Origin of the sequence: Marinomonas communis, from assembly GCF_004363305.1 — a bacterium.
Classification (GTDB): Bacteria; Pseudomonadota; Gammaproteobacteria; order Pseudomonadales; family Marinomonadaceae; genus Marinomonas; species Marinomonas communis.
In genome coordinates this window covers 576,046-596,317 of sequence record NZ_SNZA01000001.1, presented here as the reverse complement: position 1 = coordinate 596,317, position 20,272 = coordinate 576,046, and the positions used below count along the sequence as shown (strand labels likewise).

Sequence of the window (20,272 nt, the reverse complement as noted above, 5' to 3'; positions counted from 1 at the left end):
TTATCAATATAACAACATAATAACTTTATCATGAGTACTTAGATTGGGGCAGTCTATGACGTTAAGGCGTAAATTTTCTTTATTGGTGTTTGGTTGTGCGGTGATGACCGCATTCATTGTATGTGCAATAAGTTACACCCAGCTGAAGAGTTCAATAAATCAGAGTATACAAAACGAAATCTCAGCAGTAGGTAATGGGCAAGTTGAAAAAATTGTAGAATGGAAGGCGAGTAAGGAAGCGGCAGTATCGGCGCTTGCAACTTATTTAAGTCACTCAGAGCCAACCCTTGAAACGTTACAGCAGGCTACCAACGCTGGACGTTTTGCATTGGGTTATTTTGGATCAGCAACTGGTGTCATGCTGCAGAACGACCCAAGTGCGATCCTGCCATCAGATTACGATCCAAGAAAACGACCTTGGTATAAAGATGCGCAAAAGACGCAAGCAGTGATTTTCACGTCTCCCTATGTTGGAGCATCTTCAGGAAAGTTGATGATAACAGCGGCCCAGACAGTTCAGAAAAATGGTCAACGAATTGGAGTGGCTGGTGCTGACATTAATTTAGATGATGTAACACGTGGCGTTTTAGATGTTGAGCTTGCTGGCGAAGGTAGAGCATATTTAGCGAATAAAGATGGTGTTGTATTGGCAGATATTGATAAGGGGCATTACAACAAAACAGTGAAAGAGGTCTTTGGATATCAATTGTCTGACCTAAAAGACTCTGAGATTGTGACCATTAATGGGGAGTTAGTTGCGAAGTTTGACGTGCCAAACAGTAACTGGACCATTGTTTTTGAGTTAGATCGCGGTGCAGTGATGGCGCCTCTAAACAAGCTTCTTTTTACTCTTGTGCCTGCCGCTATTGTGATAGCGCTTTTGGTTTCATTGGTGATGTCGGTTATCAGCTCGAAATTACTCGCGGGTATCTCTCAAGTTAGTCGAGCTCTGGAGGAAATTAGTCAGGGGGAAGGCGATCTAACTAAGCGTATTGAGATAGATAGCAAAGATGAAGTAGGTCAGCTAGCGGCGCATTTTAATCGCTTCTTGGGAACGCTTGGTGGCTTAATTAGCGATATTAAGACGATGTCTCGTAGTCTTAATAGTTTGGCTCATGACTCTAAAACGTTGTCACTTCAGTCCAGTCGTGAATTAGGTGTTCAGTTAAATGAAATTACTATGGTGGCGACAGCTGTAAGCCAATTATCAACTGCAACACAAGAAATTGCCTTGAACGCTGAAAATACAGCAGGAGCATCGAGAGAGGCGGCAGACACTTCAAATGAAGGTAGCCGAATTGTGAGTGGCTCACAGCAGGAAATTAAAAATCTCGCTACTGAAGTGCACCAGGCATCAGAAATTATCAGCAACTTGGACGTTCATGTTCAAGGAATTAGCTCTATTTTGCTGACTATTCAGGATATCGCTGAGAAAACCAATTTGCTTGCGCTAAATGCTGCTATCGAAGCCGCACGAGCCGGTGAGCAGGGTCGTGGTTTTGCGGTTGTTGCTGATGAAGTACGCTTGCTATCACAGCGAACACAGAGTTCGACCGAAGAGATTCGTGAGAAAATTGAAGGGCTCAACTCTGTTACTTCTAACGTGGTCTCATCTATGAAGCGATCAACGGCCATTGCAGATGGCGCTGTTGATGGAGCAGCCGCTGCTGCCACAGCATTGGGTTCTATTTTAGCATCGGTCCAACGTATCAGTGATATGGCGATGCAAATTGCCAGTGCAGCAGAAGAGCAAAATATTGTGACCAGAGACATTTCACAAAATAGTGAATCTATTCAGGACATCTCGCATCGCTTATCAGCTGAAGCTAACAAAACTGCGGAAGGTGCTGAGTCATTGGCTCAAGTTGCAGATCGATTAGAGCAGCAGATTGCGCGCTTTAAGGTGTAAAAGCCAAATCCATAAAACTTTTGTGGAAATTTCAGGAACCATACTGCGTTATAGGTTTCTATACGTTAAAGTGATTGAGATCGACTTAACAGAAACAGGAGAGAGAGATGTTAAGTAAAAAAGTAGCTTTGACTGGTTTGCTGATGACGATGAGCGTTAGCAGTTTTGCTCATGCTAATTGTAAAGCATCGCCTTTGCATGAAGATATGGACACTCTAAAGACTGAAATGAAGAGCTTGGCCTTTGAAGTTAAAAAAGAGGATTATGCATCGGCCGATGCTCGTATTGACCGTATTATTGCCGTTTTGAAGGATGCGCGTGAGGAAAAGCCATATCTATTCACGGAAAAGGGGCTTGAAGGGGCAGAGCTTAACCAGCGAATGGCTGATTACCAATCCGTGATGGACGATACCATCACTGCATTTGTTGCTTTAGACAAAGCAGTAGCGGATAAGGATGCGTCTTCTGCGAAAATGGCATTAGGGGAGATCGGCAATCTGCGTAAAAAAGGCCATCGTGCATTTAAAGCGGATTGCTAATTAGTCAATGCGATCAGCGTGACCTAGTCGATCTAGATTGCTACAATACATGTCTTGTAAGAGAGGTGAGTTATGTCTCGCATGAAGAAATCCCGTAGCATGAAAGGGAAACTTGGTAAAACTGGTACCAAGGAAATGCTAAAAGAGCAGAAAAAAGCACGTAAGGCGGCTTCTCCTTCGCGCTTTGATGCCAAGAAAACTAAGCAAAGAAAAGAGCAAGCTCAACGTAAGCTAGGCCGTCTGGGTTTATTGCCAGAGGCTGAAAAAGTTGAGCCAAAAGTGAGACCTAAACGTTTTACTTTTACGCCAAAAGTTGCAGAGGCGACAGTCGCGGAAGCGCCTGAAAAAAATGCTGAACAACTCGTTAAAAACGATTTGCTTGATGCATTAACGGAAGAACATTAATTGTGAATCGAAAAGGCTGCATGTTAATGCGGCCTTTTTTTGTGCCTAAAAATAATTATAGGGGACCGTTTGTATGGGATTGAAGGCAACCGTTCCAGCACAGAGCGTGCGCTATTTGCTGAGTGCCGTAGAAAATCAAGGTTGCGATGTTATGCCTTTACTTGATGAAGTAGGCATTAGTAAGCAAGATATTGACACTAAGGAAGGGCTTTCGGCATACCAATATGGCTTGCTTTATCAACGTATAATGCAGCGTATGAATGATGAGTCATTCGGTATATTAAGTGGCGGTAGAATGCCCAAAGGCTCTTTCAGAATGATGTGCCTTTGTATACTGCATTCTAAGAATTTGGCGCAAGCATTACGCCGTTGTAGCGATTTTTATGAAATTTGTAGAGGGCCAACCATCAAGCCAATTGTGGTTCAAAAAGGTCGCTTTGCGAAAGTAACGTTTGCACCGATTGAATCCATAGAGCTTGAAAAAGATATTTCTCTGGATCAAGCATTTGAGTCCCGAGAACGTGTCAGAAGTACACTCTCTATGTGGCATCATTTCATCAGCTGGTTAATTGGCCGACGTCTTGTATTAAAGGCCGCATATTTTACTGCCTCCCGACCTGATGATGTGGAGTATTATCAGACTCTTTTTCAATCTGATATTAAGTTCTCTCAGCACGGCAATGCTTTGGTATTCCCAGCCTCTTATCTTGATATGCCGTTGGTGCAGAATGAAGAGAGCTTACGTAGTTTTCTGAAAACGGCGCCATATCAGCTTCTGGTGATGGTGGATAATGATAACAGCCTTAAGTCGCGTGTGATTTCCATTCTGGGGAAAGACTTTTCACAAGAGATGCTCTCTGCCGAAGAAGTGGCTCAATTGTTAAATATGAGTGTTTCAACGATGAGGAGGCGTTTAACGGATGAAAATACCTCATTTCAGCAGATAAAAGATGAGTGCAGAAAAGAGGCTGCGATCACATACATCAACGCACCACAATTATCTTTTAATGAGATTGCTGCGCTAATGGGGTTTGAGGAGCCGAGTGCGTTCTATCGTTCATTTAAGAAATGGACTGGGATGACACCGGGCGAATACCGCAAACACGCAGATTTTAAGGCGCTTAAGTGACACGGCGCCAATGTAGTTGAACTCAAATGTTAGTGAATTAGCGATCATTTGCCATTGTTGAAAACGTGTATATTTACCACTCTTAAAACAATAAAAATTATAAGGAGTGAGACAATGGGCGGTTACCAATACCCAGCTACTGAAATCAAGTTCTGCCTCGAGCATATCGCAAAATTAAAGCGTCTCGAGGCACAATTTCCAAATTACAGTGACGATTTACTGGAACCCATTCTCAGTGAAGCTGGAAAATTTGCTGAGCAATGCGTTTCCCCGACAAATCGTCAAGGTGATCTAGATCCTCCAAAGATGGTCGATCGTTGTGTTCAAGAAACGGCGACATTCAAACCTGTCTATGACGCATTGCAAGAAGCTGCATGGACCACGTTGAGCGCCCCCGAAGAATTTGGTGGTCAAGCGCTACCACGTGCTTTGGAAGTTGCCTTTAACGAAGGGGTACAATCGGCCAACCTTTCCTTCTCATTGTGTCCGCTTCTTACTCAAGGCGCGGTAGATGCCATCGAAACCCACGCAAGCGATGAGCTAAAGTCTACCTACCTCCCTAATATGATTTCTGGGAAATGGACTGGCACCATGAATCTTACCGAGCCTTCTGCTGGTAGCGATTTGGCAGCGATCAAAACCAAAGCAGAAAGGGAAGGTGATCACTACCGTATTTATGGTCAGAAAATCTTCATTACTTGGGGCGACCATCAAATGAGTGAAAACATCATTCATTTGGTATTGGCTCGTTTGCCTGATGCGCCTGAGGGTGTGAAAGGGATTTCGCTATTTTTGGTGCCAAAATATCTCTTAGATGAAAACGGCCAACCAGGACGCCGAAATGATGTTTTCCCTATCTCTCTAGAGCATAAGCTTGGTATTCATGGGTCGCCGACTTGTGTTATGCAGTTTGGTGAGTCTGAAGGGGCCTTAGGGTATCTAGTAGGACAAGAGAACAACGGCCTCATGGCAATGTTCACGATGATGAACAATGCTCGGCAAAGTGTCGGTCTTCAAGGATTGGCTGTGGCTGAGGCGGCCTACCAGATGGCGCTTGAATACGCTCAAGATCGAAAACAAGGTAATGTAAGAGGCGTAGAAGGGAAGGTTGCTATCGCTGAGCATGGTGATGTGCGTCGCATGCTATGGCAAATGGCCAGTATGCTGTCAGCGATGCGTGCCTTGATGTACACCGCTTCAGTGGAAGGGGATCTTGCTAAGATAGATAAATCTCATCTCGTTAGAAATGAGCTGTATACGCCGATTGTGAAAGGTTGGCTAACGGAGTTGGCGCTCGAGATTACTTCTACTTCAGTACAAGTTTTCGGTGGTATGGGCTTTATTGAAGAAACGGGGGTTGCTCAGCTTTACCGTGACGCACGTATTTTGCCAATTTACGAAGGTACCAACGGAATCCAAGCGCTCGACCTCGTTGGGCGTAAGTTGAAAGCGGACAAAGGCGCTGGCATGGCCGCGTTAATTGAAGAAATATCAACAGATCTGGCAAGCTTTGCTCAGCTTGATGAGCACGTCCAAGCTCTTTCATTACAAGTTAAGCTACTGCAGTCATCCACCGAACTGATGTTGGATCAGCAAGTAAATGTTTCAGAAGCTGCTTTTGATTACATGATGCAATCAGGTTATGTGTTAGGCGGCTGGTTACTGCTCAAAGGGGCGCAAGACGCTGCTGCGGATGAAGCTTGGTTGGCAAAGACAAATTTCTATTTTGATCACATTCTTCTTCGAGCCAACACCGCTGCTGAATCAATAAAAGGCTTTAAAAGTAATCAATCTATACCAAATGTTGCTCTATTAAATAAATAAGATATTTTCAATTAGAAATTTACTAATGAGGTGTTCATTTATTTTCCACACTGGTTTAATAAATGGATACCTCGTTAATTATAATAAAAACATCTAATAATTTTCCCTAAAGCTATGGCCAAATCTTTAGACAATAGGAATAATTGAGCTTCTTGTAGAAGGAGTTATCAATGCAAATCTGGGTGGACGCTGATGCATGTCCCAACGCCATCAAACCTGTTCTATACAAAGCTGCTGAACGATGTGAAATCGTCTGTGTTTTTGTTGCTAACGTGGCCATTGCCTTACCGAACAGCAAGTGGTTGACTCGTAAAGTCGTTCCTAGTGGTTTTGACGAAGCAGATTTATACATTGAGCAGAATGTATCCAAAGAAGATTTGGTGATTACCTCAGATATTCCTTTGGCGTCCGATTGTATTGCCCGCGGTGCAACGGTTCTCACCTCAAAAGGCGAGCTGTTTACCCTCGAAAATATTAAGCAAAAGCTGGCCATGCGTGACTTCATGGATCAAATGCGTTCGAGCGGATTTGATACTGGCGGCTCTGCTCCTTTTAGTGATAAAGATAAAGCTAATTTTGCGAACACACTAGATAGACTTCTCGCAAAGCGCCCCAAATAGATGTGAAGTGATGAATGATTTGCTAAGCAAGCAGGAATGTTTAGCAAATCATTCACAATTTGGGGATTTTTAAATGAAACACATCGTTGTTCTCGGTGGCGGTGCAGGCGGTCTTGAACTAGTAACCCGCCTTGGTCATAGTCTTGGTAAACGTAAACAAGCTAAGATCACGTTAATCGACCGCTCTCAAACTCATATCTGGAAGCCTCTACTGCATGAAGTGGCAACTGGTTCCTTAGATATCAACACAGACGGTATTAATTACCGTGCTCACTCCGCTAAGCATTACTATGATTTCCAATTGGGTACGGCTATTGACGTTGATCCAAAGCAGAAGTGTGTTCGTCTTGCGAGCATGGAAGATGACAAGGGCCGTGAAGTTTTGCCAGTCAGAGAAGTCTCTTACGATATACTCGTGATGGCTGTAGGCAGTGTGAGCAATGATTTCGGTACTCCAGGTGTTGCAGAGCATTGCTATTTCTTAGATTCTCATCGCCAGGCTGAACGTTTCCAGCAAGCCCTTTTAACTCAGTTTTTACGTATTCATCAAATGGGCGGCGATCAGCAACTTAACATTTCCATTGTGGGGGGCGGTGCAACAGGCGTTGAGCTGTCGGCAGAGTTGTTCCATGTTGCGGACTTGTTAAAAGCTTATGGCATGCCTGAAATGTCTTCAAAAAAGGTAAAAGTAGAACTGGTTGAGGCTGGTCCTCGCATTTTGCCTGCTTTACCTGATCGTATCGCTAACAATGCAAAGAAAGAGCTAGAGAAGCTAGGCGTCCATGTACACGAAGGCACTCGTGTTACCGAAGCTCGAAGGGAAGGGCTGGTGACGGCTGATGAAGAAGTGATTAGTGCAGACTTAATGATCTGGGCTGCTGGTGTCAAAGCTCCTGAGTTTATTCAAAATATTGAAGGACTCGAAATCACGCGTAATAACCAGATCCTAGTGAAAGGTACGTTACAAAGTACAGAGTTTGACGATATGTACGTCATTGGAGACTGCTGTGCTTGTAAGCAAGAGAATGGCTCTTTTGTGCCGCCTCGAGCTCAATCTGCGCACCAAATGGCGTCCTTAGTCCATGAGAATATTTTGGCTTCGCTAAAGGGCGAGTCATTAAAGGAATACGAATACAAAGACTACGGCTCTCTGGTGAATCTAAGCCGTTACAGTACCGTAGGTAGTCTAATGGGCAATCTGATGAAGGGATCTATGTTTGTGGAAGGGCGCTTAGCTCGATTTGTCTACGTTTCTCTTTATCGCCTTCACCTAATTGCTATACACGGCTGGTTTAAGGCAATGATTATCCTAGCGGCTCAGCGAATAGGTAAAGTTGTTAAGCCAAAATTGAAACTTCACTAGGCAAAAGTTCTACTCACACTAAGGGCTGGTATTTGCCCTTAGTGTGAGTCAGCGATTATACGTTCTTAAATGTCTCTTCTTGAAAAACAATATCCTTGCGAGACACATTTGCTATGTCTCGATGACCGATAAACGCCATGGTAAGCTCTGCTTCTTGGTGAAATATCTCCAGCATTTTGGTCACGCCAGCTTTACCCATAGCGCCTAAACCGTAGACCATCGGGCGTCCTACCATGACACCTTTTGCTCCCAGTGCTTTTGCACGAATGATGTCTTGCCCACTGCGAATACCGCTGTCTAGCCAGACTTCTATTTGGTTTTCCACTTCTGCGACAATCTCTGGAAGAGTGGATATTGAAGAGCGCGCCCCATCCAACTGACGGCCACCATGATTGGAAACAACAATGGCATCGGCACCTAGCTTGACGCACTCTTTAGCGTCTTCGACTTCCATAATACCTTTGATGATCAGGGGTCCTTGCCAAAGCTCTCGGAAAAAACGGATGTCTTCCCAATTCAATTTCGTATCAAATGAGCCTGCAGTCCACTTCATCAAATCAGACATGTCATCTACGCCAGTCGCACAACCTTGGATATTACCGAAGGCTTTATTACGAGTATTGGCCATACCAAGAGCCCACTTAGGGCGACGGGCAATGTCAATGATATTGGGTAGGGTTAATCTTGGAGGTGCGGTCATACCATTGCGATGGTCTGCATGACGACGGCCAATCATTTGTAGGTCAAGAGTAACGACTAAAGCACTACAGCCCGCGGCTTTTGCTCGTTCAATAAGCTTCTTAGTAAACTCACGATCTTTCTGAACATAAAGCTGAAACCAAAAAGGCTTTTGAGTTTTTTTGGCAACCGCTTCAATAGAGCATATGCTCATCGTAGATAGGGTGAAAGGAATACCAAACTCTTCTGCGGCTTGTGCTGCTAGGATTTCACCGTCAGCATGTTGCATCCCCAGTAGACCAACTGGCGCTATTGCCACAGGCATTTTAACATCTTGGCCAACCATCTGTGAGGCGAGTGATCTTGGCTCTAAATCTCTTGCGACCCTTTGACGGAATAAAATACGTTGAAAGTCAGATTTATTAAGCCCAAGAGTTTGTTGAGTCCATGAGCCCGACTCACAATAACCCTGAAACATTTTAGGAACACGCTTATGATACAAGCGTTGTAAATCTGCTAGCTCGCAAATTTGGCTCATTTGTTACTCCTCTTGGTAAGTCCTTTAAAGCGGCAAATTTATCATATCTTCGCGGTTCGGCTAATGTTTTTGCATGGGTGTAATACGAAAGTGGTAGGGTGAATGCCCAGAAATTGGGTTAAGAATTAAATTATATAGTCGTGATAGCCACCAGGGTATTGCTGCTTTTGATAATGCTTGCGCTTATGGTTGTACATATTATGATCGGCGCTGGTTAGTAGGTTTTCCATGGACTCCGGTGCATTCTTATCATAACAAACATAACCGATGCTCAGACTGCCTGTTAAAGCTTGATGCTTCCAAGTCATGGTTTGACTGGACACTGTTAACTCAAGTTTTAAAGCGAAGGGTTCTGCCTCGATCCGTTTACTTTGCTGTGGGATTAATAAAGCAAACTCGTCTCCTCCAACACGAGCAAGGCAGGCACCTTTTGGGGTCAGCGAAGTGAGAATCCGTCCGATATGCTTCAACAGATAATCCCCGGCATCGTGCCCATATCTGTCGTTGACGTTTTTGAAATCATTTAAATCGATACTGTATAGAATGAAATCTGAACTGTTTTTTGTCAGCAGTCGGTTTAAGAATTGGAAAAAGTAGCGTCTATTATGCAGGTTGGTCAGTTCATCACGAATCGAAGCTGAATGTGCTAAGGCATAAGCTCGAAATAGTAAAATAAACGCAATATAAAGAATGCCACTTGCGATTAAACCAAGAGACCATATATGTTGAAAAGATTGGAATATGGAGGTTGAGCTTGGCGTATTTAGGCTTTTAACCGCGAGCATCCATTCTACTTGAGGTAAAAATATCGGAATAAGCTCATCGGCTTTTTCAAAAAGTGTCGGCTCCCCCAAAAACACAGTTTCACTACCATCTAGTTGCATACGCTTTAAAGCAACCTCGGTGCCATCAATATTAAGCAGTCCACTCTGATGAATAATATCATCGAAATTTAATACAACACTTGCACCACCCCAATATGAATTGTTGATAGGGTAATCAAGAAACACGGGGAATCTCGCAATGACAGCTTTGCCTCCTTGAACAAGTGTGACAGGGCCATCGAGGTAGACTTGACCCGAATCTCGAGTATGCACAACCACATTGTACTGACTGGGAAGCGTGCGGAAATCGAGCCCAATAGCAGCTTCGTTACCTTCAAGAGGATAAATGTGCGTAATAATATCATTGGGCGACAATCCAATGTTGCGGATATAACTGGCGTTGCTGATCAGCTTATTAGCAACCCTGTCCCAATGGTTTAGAGTATTGTTTGGATTTGTCATCAATAAGGTGGTGAGAGCATCTGCTAATGAGACTTCTTTGTATATTGAAGACTCTATCTTCGCTCTGGCTAAAGCGACTTCCTTTAATACGGCTTTTTGATGTTGTTTTGTTAAGTGCTCACTATTTAAATCAGAATAGAAATCAATCGCATATATTGCTGAGAGCCAAAATGTTACCGTAAATACAATAAATGCAGTCCGCTTATAACGTTTTATAGACTCAAACATGAAAGACGCTGCCTCAGCATTGAAGACTATCAATTTAAAATTATTATTCTGAATATTGATAGTAGAAGCAGATCGGCGGCAATCCAAATATTAGAGAGTTACATTTCGTAATCGTTAATCTCTGTATTGATTCGCTATATCAATAAAGATTGATTCAGTTCGAAGAAATGCATCCACTACTTTAGGATCAAAGTGCTTTCCCCTTCCTTCTAGAATGATGTCTTTAGCTTTTTCATGAGGGAATGCTGGCTTATAAACCCTTTCAGAAATTAACGCATCATACACGTCAGCTAACGCCATGATACGCCCTGATAAAGGAATATCTTCGCCGATTAAGCCTATGGGATAGCCTGTTCCATCCCATTTCTCGTGGTGACTTTGAGAAATCTCTCTTGCAAAGCGAAGGAAGGAGGTGTCGTTATCGCCCACTTCTTCGTTTGCTGTTGCCAATGCTTGTGCACCCAGAGCGGCGTGAGTTTTCATGATTTCAAATTCATCATGATCAAGCTTACCTGGTTTTAGAAGAATACGATCTGGGATACCCACTTTGCCAATATCATGTAGTGGCGCAGAACGGAATAACAGGTCAATGTTCTCATCCGTCAGCTCGTCTAAATGATAACCATGAGCTTTCAAATCTACGGCTAGTGTTTGGACATAATGCTGAGTTCGACGAATGTGGTTACCTGTTTCGCTATCACGTGTTTCAGCTAAAGATGCGAGAGCGTGAATGGTTACATTCTGAGTGAGATACAGTTCTTTGGTTCGCGCATAGACTGTTTCTTCGAGCCGCTTATTTTGATCTTTAAGTGAGCGTTGCGCCTCTTCAAGATTTAAAATATTTTTAATGCGCTTCAATACGATTAATGGAGAGAAGGGCTTAGCGATAAAATCCGTTGCGCCAAGGGATAAGCCTTTTTCTTCATCATGATGATCAGACATTGCAGAAATAAAAATGATTGGGATATGACGAGTATCAACACGTTGTTTAAGTATCTGACAGACTTCATAGCCATCCATTTCTGGCATTATGATGTCTAGCAGAATAATGTCAGGAGTTGTGACTTGTTCAATGCGTTCAAGGGCTTGCATTCCCGACTTTGCAACGATAACACGATAGTGGTCGCGTAGCGTGCTTGAAAGCACGCTGATGTTCACCGGTTCATCATCAACCACTAAAACTGTTTTTTGAACTAATTCAGTCATAGTTTTCCTCCACTTCCCTTTGAGCACCTTGCAAAGCTTAGTTCATCGATGTCACAACCTGTAACAAATCGCTTCATATATGCTATAGCAAAACCTTGGCGGTATGTTAGCCTGAAAATATAAGAATGGTTAATTTTTGTGAGGGACTTCTATCATGATGGGCGTAGTGTATACCACCTTTATGGATATGGTCGCAGAGCGTTTTTCTGAAGACGTCTTAGATGAAGTCCTTGATGATCCGGGCTTAAGTACTGGTGGAGCATTCACCTCGGTTGGTTATTACGGCCACACAGATATGATTAAGCTTGTTGTACGATTAAGCCAGATCACGAAACTACCAGTTGATACTCTTATTGAAGCATTCGGTGAGCACTTATTTGGCGTTTTAGTCGGCAAGTACCCAACCTTAGCGGAAGGGCGAAGCAGCTCAATGGAATTGCTTGAAGTGGTTGATACAGCTATTCACGTTGAAGTTTTAAAACTTTACCCAAACGCGGAATTGCCTGAATTCCGTTGCGAACGTCTCGAACCATCGGTTCTCCATATGGAGTACCGTTCAAAAAGGCCTTTTTCTCGCCTAGCGTTGGGTCTTATTCAAGGATGCGCCAAGCATTACGGTGAGACTCTAGAGATTAGTCATGAAAGCTTCGATTCTGAAGAACAATACGAAACTCACTTTACAATCAAACGTATACAATGAGTGATTTAGAGCAACGTCTACAGAAGCGCTTAGATCGAGAAAAACGTGCAAGGCTAGAAGCTGAACGTTTACTTGAAGAAAAAGCCAATGAGCTATTTAAAGCGAATACACACCTGCGAGATCTTGTTTCTCAGCAAGAAGAGTTAGTACGTAGGCGTACAGAAGAACTTCGTTCCGCTCTAGAGTTAGCCGAAACTGCTAATCACCATAAAAGTTATTTCTTGGCTAATATGAGTCATGAAATACGTACCCCGATGAATGCCATTATCGGATTGTCGCATTTACTTCATGACACGCCGCTGGATCACACTCAACGTGATTACCTAAACAAGATTCAGTCCTCAGCCAGCAACTTACTTGTCATTATCAATGATATTTTAGACTTTTCAAAAATTGAATCTGGGCAGCTACAAGTCGATGAGCACGAACTGTATTTAGATGATGTACTACGTCAGGTATATGACATAAACCACCTAAACGCCCATAAAAAAGGCATAGAGTTATTTGTTGACTATGACTTTAATGTGCCGCGCCACTTAATAGGCGATGCCGTACGTTTAAATCAGATTTTGACCAATCTCGTAAATAATGCCATCAAGTTTACACAACAAGGCTTTGTGTCTGTTTCAGTGTATTTGCTGCATTTATCTGAGTCTGCTGCGCAAATTGAGATCGTTGTAAAAGACACAGGGATTGGCATTAACAAAGATGTGCAAGCCACACTCTTCGCACCTTTCACGCAAGCTGATATTTCTACCAGCCGACGTTATGGAGGGACAGGGCTGGGGTTGTCAATTACGAAACAGCTTGTTGAAATCATGGGCGGTGATATCTCTCTCGAAAGCCAAGAAGGATTAGGCTCAAGCTTTAGAATTTGCTTGTCTTTACCGATTGCCAAACAGGTTGAAAAAACTCATCCCGCTATTAATGATGTGGAGTCCTTGTCATTATTTACGACTAAACCGTCTGTATCACGCTTTATGAATACGTTCGGGCCAGTGGTTCAGCATTACTGGCCTGGGGATATGCCAAACTTTCAGGCGGATCAATTTTCAGAAAGCTGTGTCCATGTTGTGGACGCACGCGGTATGCCAGATTCAATGATTCATAATTGGCTGACTTGGTTAAAAAAAGGTGGTAAACAGGCGGAATCTAGAACGATAGTCATTTGTAATGCCGAGCAGAAGAAATCCATTAAACAAAATGATTTTGACGGTATTCGCTTTCTAACCAATCTTCGAACACCAGAAGGGCTTTGTCGTCAGATATCATTTGTATTGTCTGGAGCGAAGGATGTTGTAGCATCTAGCTTTATAAACCAAGATCAAGGTGTGCTTGATGGCATGCAGATACTGGTTGTGGAAGACAATCCGATTAACATGATGATTGTGAGTAGTTTGCTTGAGAAGCTAGGGGTTGTTGTGCACTCCGCTACCAACGGCAGAGAGGCCATTGACGCTGTCGATTTAAAGAAATTCGACTTAATATTGATGGATGTGCAAATGCCACTGATGGATGGTTTTGAAGCGACTCGCAAAATTCGAGAGTCGGTTGATAATCAATCGTTACCGATCATCGCTTTGACTGCCCATGCAATGGTAGGGGATTACGATAAAAGTATCGCCGCTGGGATGAATGATCACATCACCAAGCCAATCGACCCTGCCGAGCTTAAAGAAGTACTCATTAAATGGCGTGTGGCGTCTAATACAACGAGCAAGAATAATCTTGGTTTACTTAGTGCACTACCTGATACCTTACCTGGGTTAAATCTAAAAAGATCTATAAGCAGAATTCCTGGTGGTTTATCTCAGTATTTGGACTTGTGGGCTAAGTATCAGCGCAAATACCCTAAATTAGATGCGAAAGTAAAAGAGCTTTGTGATTTGAAGCAGCTGGACTCGTTAAAGTTTCTCGGGCATGACCTAAGGGGGATCTTTAGTAATCTGGGGGCTGTGAATTTGTTGGCGACCGCAAGGGACATTGAGAATATTAGTTTCATCGATGCGAAAACCATTGAAGCTTTATTAGAACGTTTAACAGGTGAACTGGATGAGTTAGCGCAAAACCTAACATTACTGCATTCAAAAGTAGATCTCTCTAACCAAGAGGAAGCGATCGCAGATGCTGAAAGTTTAGCTCCAGTTTTAAAAATGATTCAGCAGCTTGCTGAAAATGGGGATGCACAAGCACTAGAGTACGTAACAGAGTTGGAACGCTATGTTCAAGGCGGCGTACACAGCGAAATATTGCAGGCTTTGATTCATAGTTTAGAAGATTACGAGTTTGGCCACGCGGCCAAGCTAGCAGAGAGTTTAATCGACCAGTCCTATTCTTAAATTACTGAGATTATCATAGTATGAAGTTTCCAATGTTTGGCTTAATGAGGCCTGCATATCAGAGGGAATACTATGAAAATTGCAATTCTAGATGATTATCAAAATGTAGTTCAGGATTTGGAATGCTTCGATTTACTGGGCGATCACGAGGTAAAAGTTCTCAACCAAACCTACAGTGAAAGTAAATTGGCAGAGAAGCTGGCCGATGTTGAAGCACTCGTTCTTATCCGTGAGAGAACCCACATTACTGAATCTCTTCTTAAAAAGCTCCCCAAGCTCAAGGTAATCAGTCAGACAGGCAAAGTTAGTAATCACATTGATGTCACATTGTGTCAGCGTTACGGCGTTCAGGTGCTTGAGGGTGTAGGCTCACCTGTGGCGCCTTCTGAATTAACTTGGGCATTGCTTATGTCCGCGATCAGACACATTCCAAGTTATAGTGACAACTTGCGTGAAAATATCTGGCAAAGCTCCGGAAATATGGGGCTAGGTAGGACTCTTAATGGCTTAACCTTAGGGATTTGGGGGTATGGGAAAATAGGTAAGCGTATCGCCCAATACGCTAAGGTTTTCGATATGCAGGTGTTGGTTTGGGGGAGTCAGTCTTCCCGTGATCAAGCAGTGCTAGACGGCTTTACGGTAGCGGAAAGTAAACAAGATTTTTTCACCCAAGCGGATGTTATTACCCTTCATTTACGACTAAACGAAGCCACAAAAAACTGCGTGACCGCCAATGACCTTGTTTTAATGAAAGACAACGCTTTGTTTGTGAATACGAGTCGATCCGAGCTAGTTGAGAAGAATGCTTTATTTGAAGCATTACGACATCACCCCAAACGACAAGCTGCCATTGATGTGTTTGATCATGAGCCTGCTTCGCTGGAGCAGGAGCCGTTACTCACGTTAGAAAATGTTACCGCGACACCACATATCGGTTATGTCGAAAAAAACAGTTATGAACTGTATTTTCGCACCGCGTTTGAGAATCTTGTGAACTGGCATACCGCACAGGATCAATGATGTCCATTTGATCCTATCTTTCAGGCTTTCTCATTATTGGATTTATGCAGAAAGCCTTCGTTAATTATGTAACGTAATGTTATTAAGTTGAGTTTAATATAGGATCAATCACTTAATTAGACCAATTTAGTAGGGATTTACTTTGGACGTTGTTCTTAATATTACTGCACCTATTTTCTTCTTGATTTTGCTTGGTTTCGTTGGGACTAAGTATCAACTCCTCAGCAAAGATGCCTTACCTGCTTTAAGTAAGTTTGTCCTATATTTTGCATTGCCTTCGGTAATGATTACCAAAATCTCATCTTTAGACTTAAGAGCTGTAGTCGACCTTTCGTATATGGGAGTTTATGCCTTAGGAGGGTTGACGGCTTTTTTTCTAACACTCATATTGGTTAAAGGGGTGTTGAAAGAGTCTTGGAGTAATGGTGCTGTCAGTGGTATTGGGGCAATGATGCCAAACAGTTCATTTATTGGCTTTCCCATTTTGCTACAGTACTTGGACAATGCACCAGCGCAAGCTTTCGCCATGTCGCTAGTGGTTGAAAATATTCTATTCTTACCGGTTGGCTTGATTCTAATTGAGTCTTTGTATCACCAAGAATCTGGTGTAGGTCGTAAGGTATTACTTAATGTAGCCAAACGTATTGCATCAAACCCTATTATCCTCGCGGTTTTTACTGGTGTGATCATGTCTTTGCTTGGTGTGAGCTTGCCTAACTTTATGGGAGGTGGGTTGGAGCTCCTTGCCTCGGCAGCAGCGCCGTGCGCTTTGATCGTGATCGGTGGCTCTTTGGTTGGTGTTGTTATCCGTGGCAGCAAAATTCGAACAGCCTTAGTAGCCAGTGTGAAATTAGTGATTTTTCCATTGGTTGTGTTTGCTGGTCTGCAAGCGTTTCCGGCGATGCCATTTGAACTTAAAGTGTCCGCGTTATTATTTGCTGCGATGCCTATGTTTAGTATTTATCCAATCATCGGCGAAACCTATGGGCAAAGAAGTTTTTGTGCTAGCACGTTATTGATTACGACAGTTTTATCCTTCTTCTCAATAAGTGCTTTGTTGTTTATTTTGAACTGATAGCTCTCGTTATTGTTAGATAAAACGAAAAGTAATCATTTATCTTGAAAGCCAAAGTGACCATCTAGATATGTCGTAAATGATGAGATCTTGGGCGCATACAGTAAGATTGAAGAGGCTTAAAGTCTCTATTATGTATTTCGACGTCGCGATACATATTTGTTCTGCCCTATATCGTATGCGAAGTCCTCTATGGAATGGTGATCTATTTCTATCATTGTCACGGAGTCAGTAAGTCATCATAAATGGGGGATTACTTGCTGGCTCGGTGCCTTTTTAAGCTACTTGAATAGGCCTGTGATGATGATTAACGTCACCCTTTAAGGGAAGTATGTGCGACTCTTCAACACCCCGCATGCTTCCCTTTTTTTATGGCGATCACTTGTTCGATCTGATGCTTTCACCACACTCAATTTTATAATCAAGCTGTACTGTTTGCATTTGAGGAGGTTGGCCATTAAGGCATTGAATGATGTTTTTGGCAGCTAAGCGTCCTATTTCTTCACGTGGTGTGATAACCGTAGCAAGTAAAGGTATCATCGCTCGTGCTATGTCTAACCCGTGAAACCCTGCCATACCTATTTGTTCAGGGACTCTGATATTTCTCTTTTGGCAGGCGTAAATAGCACCGATTGCCAAGTCGTCATTGGTACAAATAATGCCGTCCGTCTCAGGATGTTCCTGCAATATTTCGTCAAGAAACTGAGCACCCAATGAGAAAGAAGAGGCTTTTTCGGTTTCTTTAACGACTGTTTTTAAACCATTCTGTGCCATGGCTTGTTGATAGCCTTTGATCTTTTGCAGTGTGCGTGTGTCCATTCGCGCAGCAAAGAAAACAATATTGCGATGGCCTCGATCAAGCATGGTCTGAGTCATATCACGTGCGGCAGCACAGTTATCGATGCCGATAATGTGCAGTGGACTAGAGGACGTTGAGTCCATGATTTCAATAACCGGCACGCCAGCGTTTTCTAGCATTTTCTGTGCTTTGGGAGTATGAACACTGTCAGAAATGATTAATGCGTCGACATTGTATGAGAGCAGTGTCTCAATACGCTTTTCTTCCACTTCTTTGCTGTAACCAAAGTGAGCCAGCATAGTCTGATAGCCTTCAGGTTCAAGTACGGACTCAACACCTCGAATGACTTCAGCGAAAACTTGGTTGGTAAGAGAGGGTAGTAAGACGCCAATGGCGTGGCTTTTTGATTTCGATAAAATATCCGGAGCTCGATTAGGGATATAACCTAGCTCATCTAGCGCCGCTCGAATTCTATCGCGTAGCGTGTCCGACACTTGGTCCGGATTACGAATGCTACGACTGACAGTCATTTTTGTCACTCCGACTAAGTCAGCTACATCCTGTAAGGTGGGGCGCTTCTTCTTCATTTTGGTCGATCTGTTTTTGTTCTGTTAACGTTAACATTACCACATATTAGGTAAGCTGCGAATGAACGGATTATAAAAAAAGCAATATGTAATAATAAGTTAGCTGACTTTAAAACAAATGTTTAAGGTCAGCTAACACGCGTTATTTTGCTTCTAGCGCTTGAATGCTTACGTTGAAAACTTGTTCGATTGATTGACGGATATCGACGGTAATAACATCCGCTTCATCTTTGGGTTCTACTAACGTGGCGAACTGGCTTTCAAGCATTTCTTTGCCATTAAAATAATGTCCGTCACGCTTTTGATGGCGTTGCCAAATCGTGTCGAAGTCCCCTTGAAGATAAATGATCCCTAGATCATTTACATCATGGCGTAAGATTTCTCGGTACTCAGGCTTTAGGCCTGAGCAGGCAACGACAGCCGTAGGATGTTCTTTCAAAATGCCATTCAGTGTTTTTAACCACCCAAATCGATCTTCGTCCGTCAGTGGAATACCTTGGCGCATTTTCTCGACATTGGCTTCACTGTGGTAATCATCACCATCAAAAAATGGAAATCCAAAGTACGCTGCAATTTTTTGTCCCATTGAAGACTTCCCGCAGCCAGAAACTCCCATCACAATGATTTTATTAATCATTTTTTCCTCTCTAGCAAAGTGCCAACAGGCACTTTGCAAAATTACTTATGTCTTTACAGGTTGCTTGGCTGCTTACTTCCACCAAATTGCCAACTCAGGGAAGATGATGACTAATGCTAGTACGCTTACCTGAAGGGCGATAAATGGTAATAAAGAGCTGAAAATTTCACCTAAGCTGATGTCTTTTGGCGCCACAGATTTCAAGTAGAAAGCGGCTGGGCCAAATGGCGGTGACAAGAAAGACACCTGCATGTTTAGACAGAACACAACACCAAACCAAACAGGGTCTAAACCAAGGTTAGTGATGATCGGTACAAAGATTGGCATGGTAAGCAAGGCAACGCCCACCCAATCTAGGAACATACCCAATACTAAGAGGATCACCATCATGATTAGGATCGTACCCATGACACTGCCGCCAGACAGAGCAAGGATGGTTTCTTCAACGAAATCAATACCGCCCATTAGGTTGTAAACACCTACTAAGGCCGTCGCACCAATACCGATCCAAATGATCATGCCACAGGTGCTCATGGTCGCTTTTGCACTGTCTTTAAGCATCTCGAAGCTTAATTCACCACGAATCCAGGCACTGATAAAGATACCCACGACACCTAACGCAGAGGCTTCTGTTACCGATGCTATACCGGTATAGATACTGCCAAGCACGACCGCAACAGACAGCACAGGGAAAAACAGTGCTTTGAAATAGTTGATCTCATTGTCTTGAGCAAGCTCTTCTTCAGTTGGCAGTGGCGCGTATTCAGGGTGTAGACGACAAATGACTAACACGTAAATCATGTACGCCGCGGCTAGAATCAATGCAGGTAGGAACGCCGACTTAAACAGGTCGCCGATCGATACACTTGCAGTTAAGCCGTAGATAATTAATACGATACTGGGTGGAAGCATGGTGCCCAGTGCGCCACCAGCACAGGTGGTGCCGATCGCAAGCTTACGGTTGTAACCAAGGCGCAGCATTTGTGGTAATGCAAGGATACCAAGCAGTACAGTCTCACCACCGATTACCCCAGACATAGAAGCCAAGATTACGGCTACCACAAGTGTTTGAACCGCAACACCACCGCGAACTTTACGCCCCAGTACTTTCATGGCATCGAATAAGTCTCGCGCAATACCTGAGCGATCAAGTAAGGCGGCCATCAGTACAAACATAGGGACGGCTAAGAATACGTAACCACCGACGAAACTGTATAAACGGCTAGTCACCAAGGGTAGGGCATCAATCCCAAACCAACCGATTGCAAAAACCAGTGCCACAAGACCTGTCACCATGGCCAACTGCATACCTGTGAGTAGCAGCAGGATCATGGACACCAACATTAAAAGGCTGCCGTAGCCAATGCCCAAGCTAGATAAATCAAACATC

Annotated in this window: 17 protein-coding genes; 11 read left to right on the top strand and 6 right to left on the bottom strand. The window is 43.3% G+C overall.

The genetic code is table 11. The annotated features are described in order from the left end of the window. The first annotated feature begins 55 nt into the window (after window positions 1–55). The 7 genes from C8D85_RS02790 to C8D85_RS02760 all read left to right on the top strand — a co-directional run bounded on the left by C8D85_RS02790 (window position 56) and on the right by C8D85_RS02760 (window position 7,789). Window positions 56–1,909: a methyl-accepting chemotaxis protein gene (locus C8D85_RS02790; protein WP_133559840.1), complete on the top strand. Its 1,854-nt coding sequence runs from the start codon at window positions 56–58 to the stop codon at window positions 1,907–1,909. A 107-nt stretch (window positions 1,910–2,016) separates the two neighbouring features. Then, complete coding sequence (locus C8D85_RS02785; RefSeq protein ID WP_133559839.1) at window positions 2,017–2,448, top strand: cytochrome b562; 432 nt, start codon at window positions 2,017–2,019, stop codon at window positions 2,446–2,448. A gap of 72 nt (window positions 2,449–2,520) precedes the next feature. Beyond that, complete coding sequence (locus C8D85_RS02780) at window positions 2,521–2,853, top strand: hypothetical protein (protein ID WP_133559838.1); 333 nt, start codon at window positions 2,521–2,523, stop codon at window positions 2,851–2,853. A gap of 73 nt (window positions 2,854–2,926) precedes the next feature. Then, on the top strand, window positions 2,927–3,982 hold the full coding sequence (locus tag C8D85_RS02775) for an AraC family transcriptional regulator (RefSeq protein ID WP_133559837.1): 1,056 nt from the start codon (window positions 2,927–2,929) through the stop codon (window positions 3,980–3,982). Window positions 3,983–4,096: 114 nt separating this feature from the next. Then, the gene (locus C8D85_RS02770) at window positions 4,097–5,806 is read left to right on the top strand and encodes an acyl-CoA dehydrogenase family protein (RefSeq protein WP_133559836.1); all 1,710 of its coding nucleotides are present in this window, start codon (window positions 4,097–4,099) and stop codon (window positions 5,804–5,806) included. Window positions 5,807–5,976: 170 nt separating this feature from the next. Beyond that, window positions 5,977–6,426, top strand: a complete 450-nt coding sequence (locus C8D85_RS02765; protein ID WP_133559835.1) for a YaiI/YqxD family protein — start codon at window positions 5,977–5,979, stop codon at window positions 6,424–6,426. Between the two features lie 73 nt (window positions 6,427–6,499). Then, window positions 6,500–7,789: an NAD(P)/FAD-dependent oxidoreductase gene (locus C8D85_RS02760; RefSeq protein WP_133559834.1), complete on the top strand. Its 1,290-nt coding sequence runs from the start codon at window positions 6,500–6,502 to the stop codon at window positions 7,787–7,789. 55 nt (window positions 7,790–7,844) lie between these two features. Here the strand turns inward: C8D85_RS02760 and C8D85_RS02755 are convergent, their stop codons facing one another. The 3 genes from C8D85_RS02755 to C8D85_RS02745 all read right to left on the bottom strand — a co-directional run bounded on the left by C8D85_RS02755 (window position 7,845) and on the right by C8D85_RS02745 (window position 11,725). Beyond that, on the bottom strand, window positions 7,845–9,005 hold the full coding sequence (locus C8D85_RS02755) for an alpha-hydroxy acid oxidase (protein ID WP_133559833.1): 1,161 nt from the start codon (window positions 9,003–9,005) through the stop codon (window positions 7,845–7,847). Window positions 9,006–9,130: 125 nt separating this feature from the next. Further along, the gene (locus tag C8D85_RS02750) at window positions 9,131–10,519 is read right to left on the bottom strand and encodes a diguanylate cyclase domain-containing protein (RefSeq protein ID WP_133559832.1); all 1,389 of its coding nucleotides are present in this window, start codon (window positions 10,517–10,519) and stop codon (window positions 9,131–9,133) included. A 114-nt stretch (window positions 10,520–10,633) separates the two neighbouring features. Continuing rightward, window positions 10,634–11,725: a response regulator gene (locus C8D85_RS02745; protein ID WP_133559831.1), complete on the bottom strand. Its 1,092-nt coding sequence runs from the start codon at window positions 11,723–11,725 to the stop codon at window positions 10,634–10,636. Window positions 11,726–11,879: 154 nt separating this feature from the next. On the opposite strand from C8D85_RS02745, the gene C8D85_RS02740 reads away from it, so the two are divergent. The 4 genes from C8D85_RS02740 to C8D85_RS02725 all read left to right on the top strand — a co-directional run bounded on the left by C8D85_RS02740 (window position 11,880) and on the right by C8D85_RS02725 (window position 16,859). Then, the gene (locus C8D85_RS02740) at window positions 11,880–12,425 is read left to right on the top strand and encodes a heme NO-binding domain-containing protein (protein WP_133559830.1); all 546 of its coding nucleotides are present in this window, start codon (window positions 11,880–11,882) and stop codon (window positions 12,423–12,425) included. Further along, window positions 12,422–14,764 carry a response regulator gene (locus C8D85_RS02735; RefSeq protein WP_133559829.1) on the top strand — a complete coding sequence of 781 codons (2,343 nt, stop codon included), beginning with the start codon at window positions 12,422–12,424 and terminating at the stop codon, window positions 14,762–14,764. The genes C8D85_RS02740 and C8D85_RS02735 overlap by 4 nt, the downstream gene beginning before the upstream one ends. A gap of 72 nt (window positions 14,765–14,836) precedes the next feature. Further along, the gene (locus C8D85_RS02730) at window positions 14,837–15,784 is read left to right on the top strand and encodes a D-2-hydroxyacid dehydrogenase family protein (RefSeq protein WP_133559828.1); all 948 of its coding nucleotides are present in this window, start codon (window positions 14,837–14,839) and stop codon (window positions 15,782–15,784) included. 142 nt (window positions 15,785–15,926) lie between these two features. Then, complete coding sequence (locus tag C8D85_RS02725; protein ID WP_133559827.1) at window positions 15,927–16,859, top strand: AEC family transporter; 933 nt, start codon at window positions 15,927–15,929, stop codon at window positions 16,857–16,859. 378 nt (window positions 16,860–17,237) lie between these two features. On the opposite strand, the gene C8D85_RS02720 is transcribed toward C8D85_RS02725, so the two are convergent. The 3 genes from C8D85_RS02720 to C8D85_RS02710 all read right to left on the bottom strand — a co-directional run bounded on the left by C8D85_RS02720 (window position 17,238) and on the right by C8D85_RS02710 (window position 20,271). Further along, window positions 17,238–18,245: a substrate-binding domain-containing protein gene (locus C8D85_RS02720; RefSeq protein ID WP_133559826.1), complete on the bottom strand. Its 1,008-nt coding sequence runs from the start codon at window positions 18,243–18,245 to the stop codon at window positions 17,238–17,240. 142 nt (window positions 18,246–18,387) lie between these two features. Continuing rightward, the gene (locus C8D85_RS02715) at window positions 18,388–18,882 is read right to left on the bottom strand and encodes a gluconokinase (protein ID WP_133559825.1); all 495 of its coding nucleotides are present in this window, start codon (window positions 18,880–18,882) and stop codon (window positions 18,388–18,390) included. 72 nt (window positions 18,883–18,954) lie between these two features. Then, window positions 18,955–20,271, bottom strand: a complete 1,317-nt coding sequence (locus C8D85_RS02710; protein ID WP_133559824.1) for a TRAP transporter large permease — start codon at window positions 20,269–20,271, stop codon at window positions 18,955–18,957. Between the last annotated feature and the right edge of the window lies 1 nt (window position 20,272).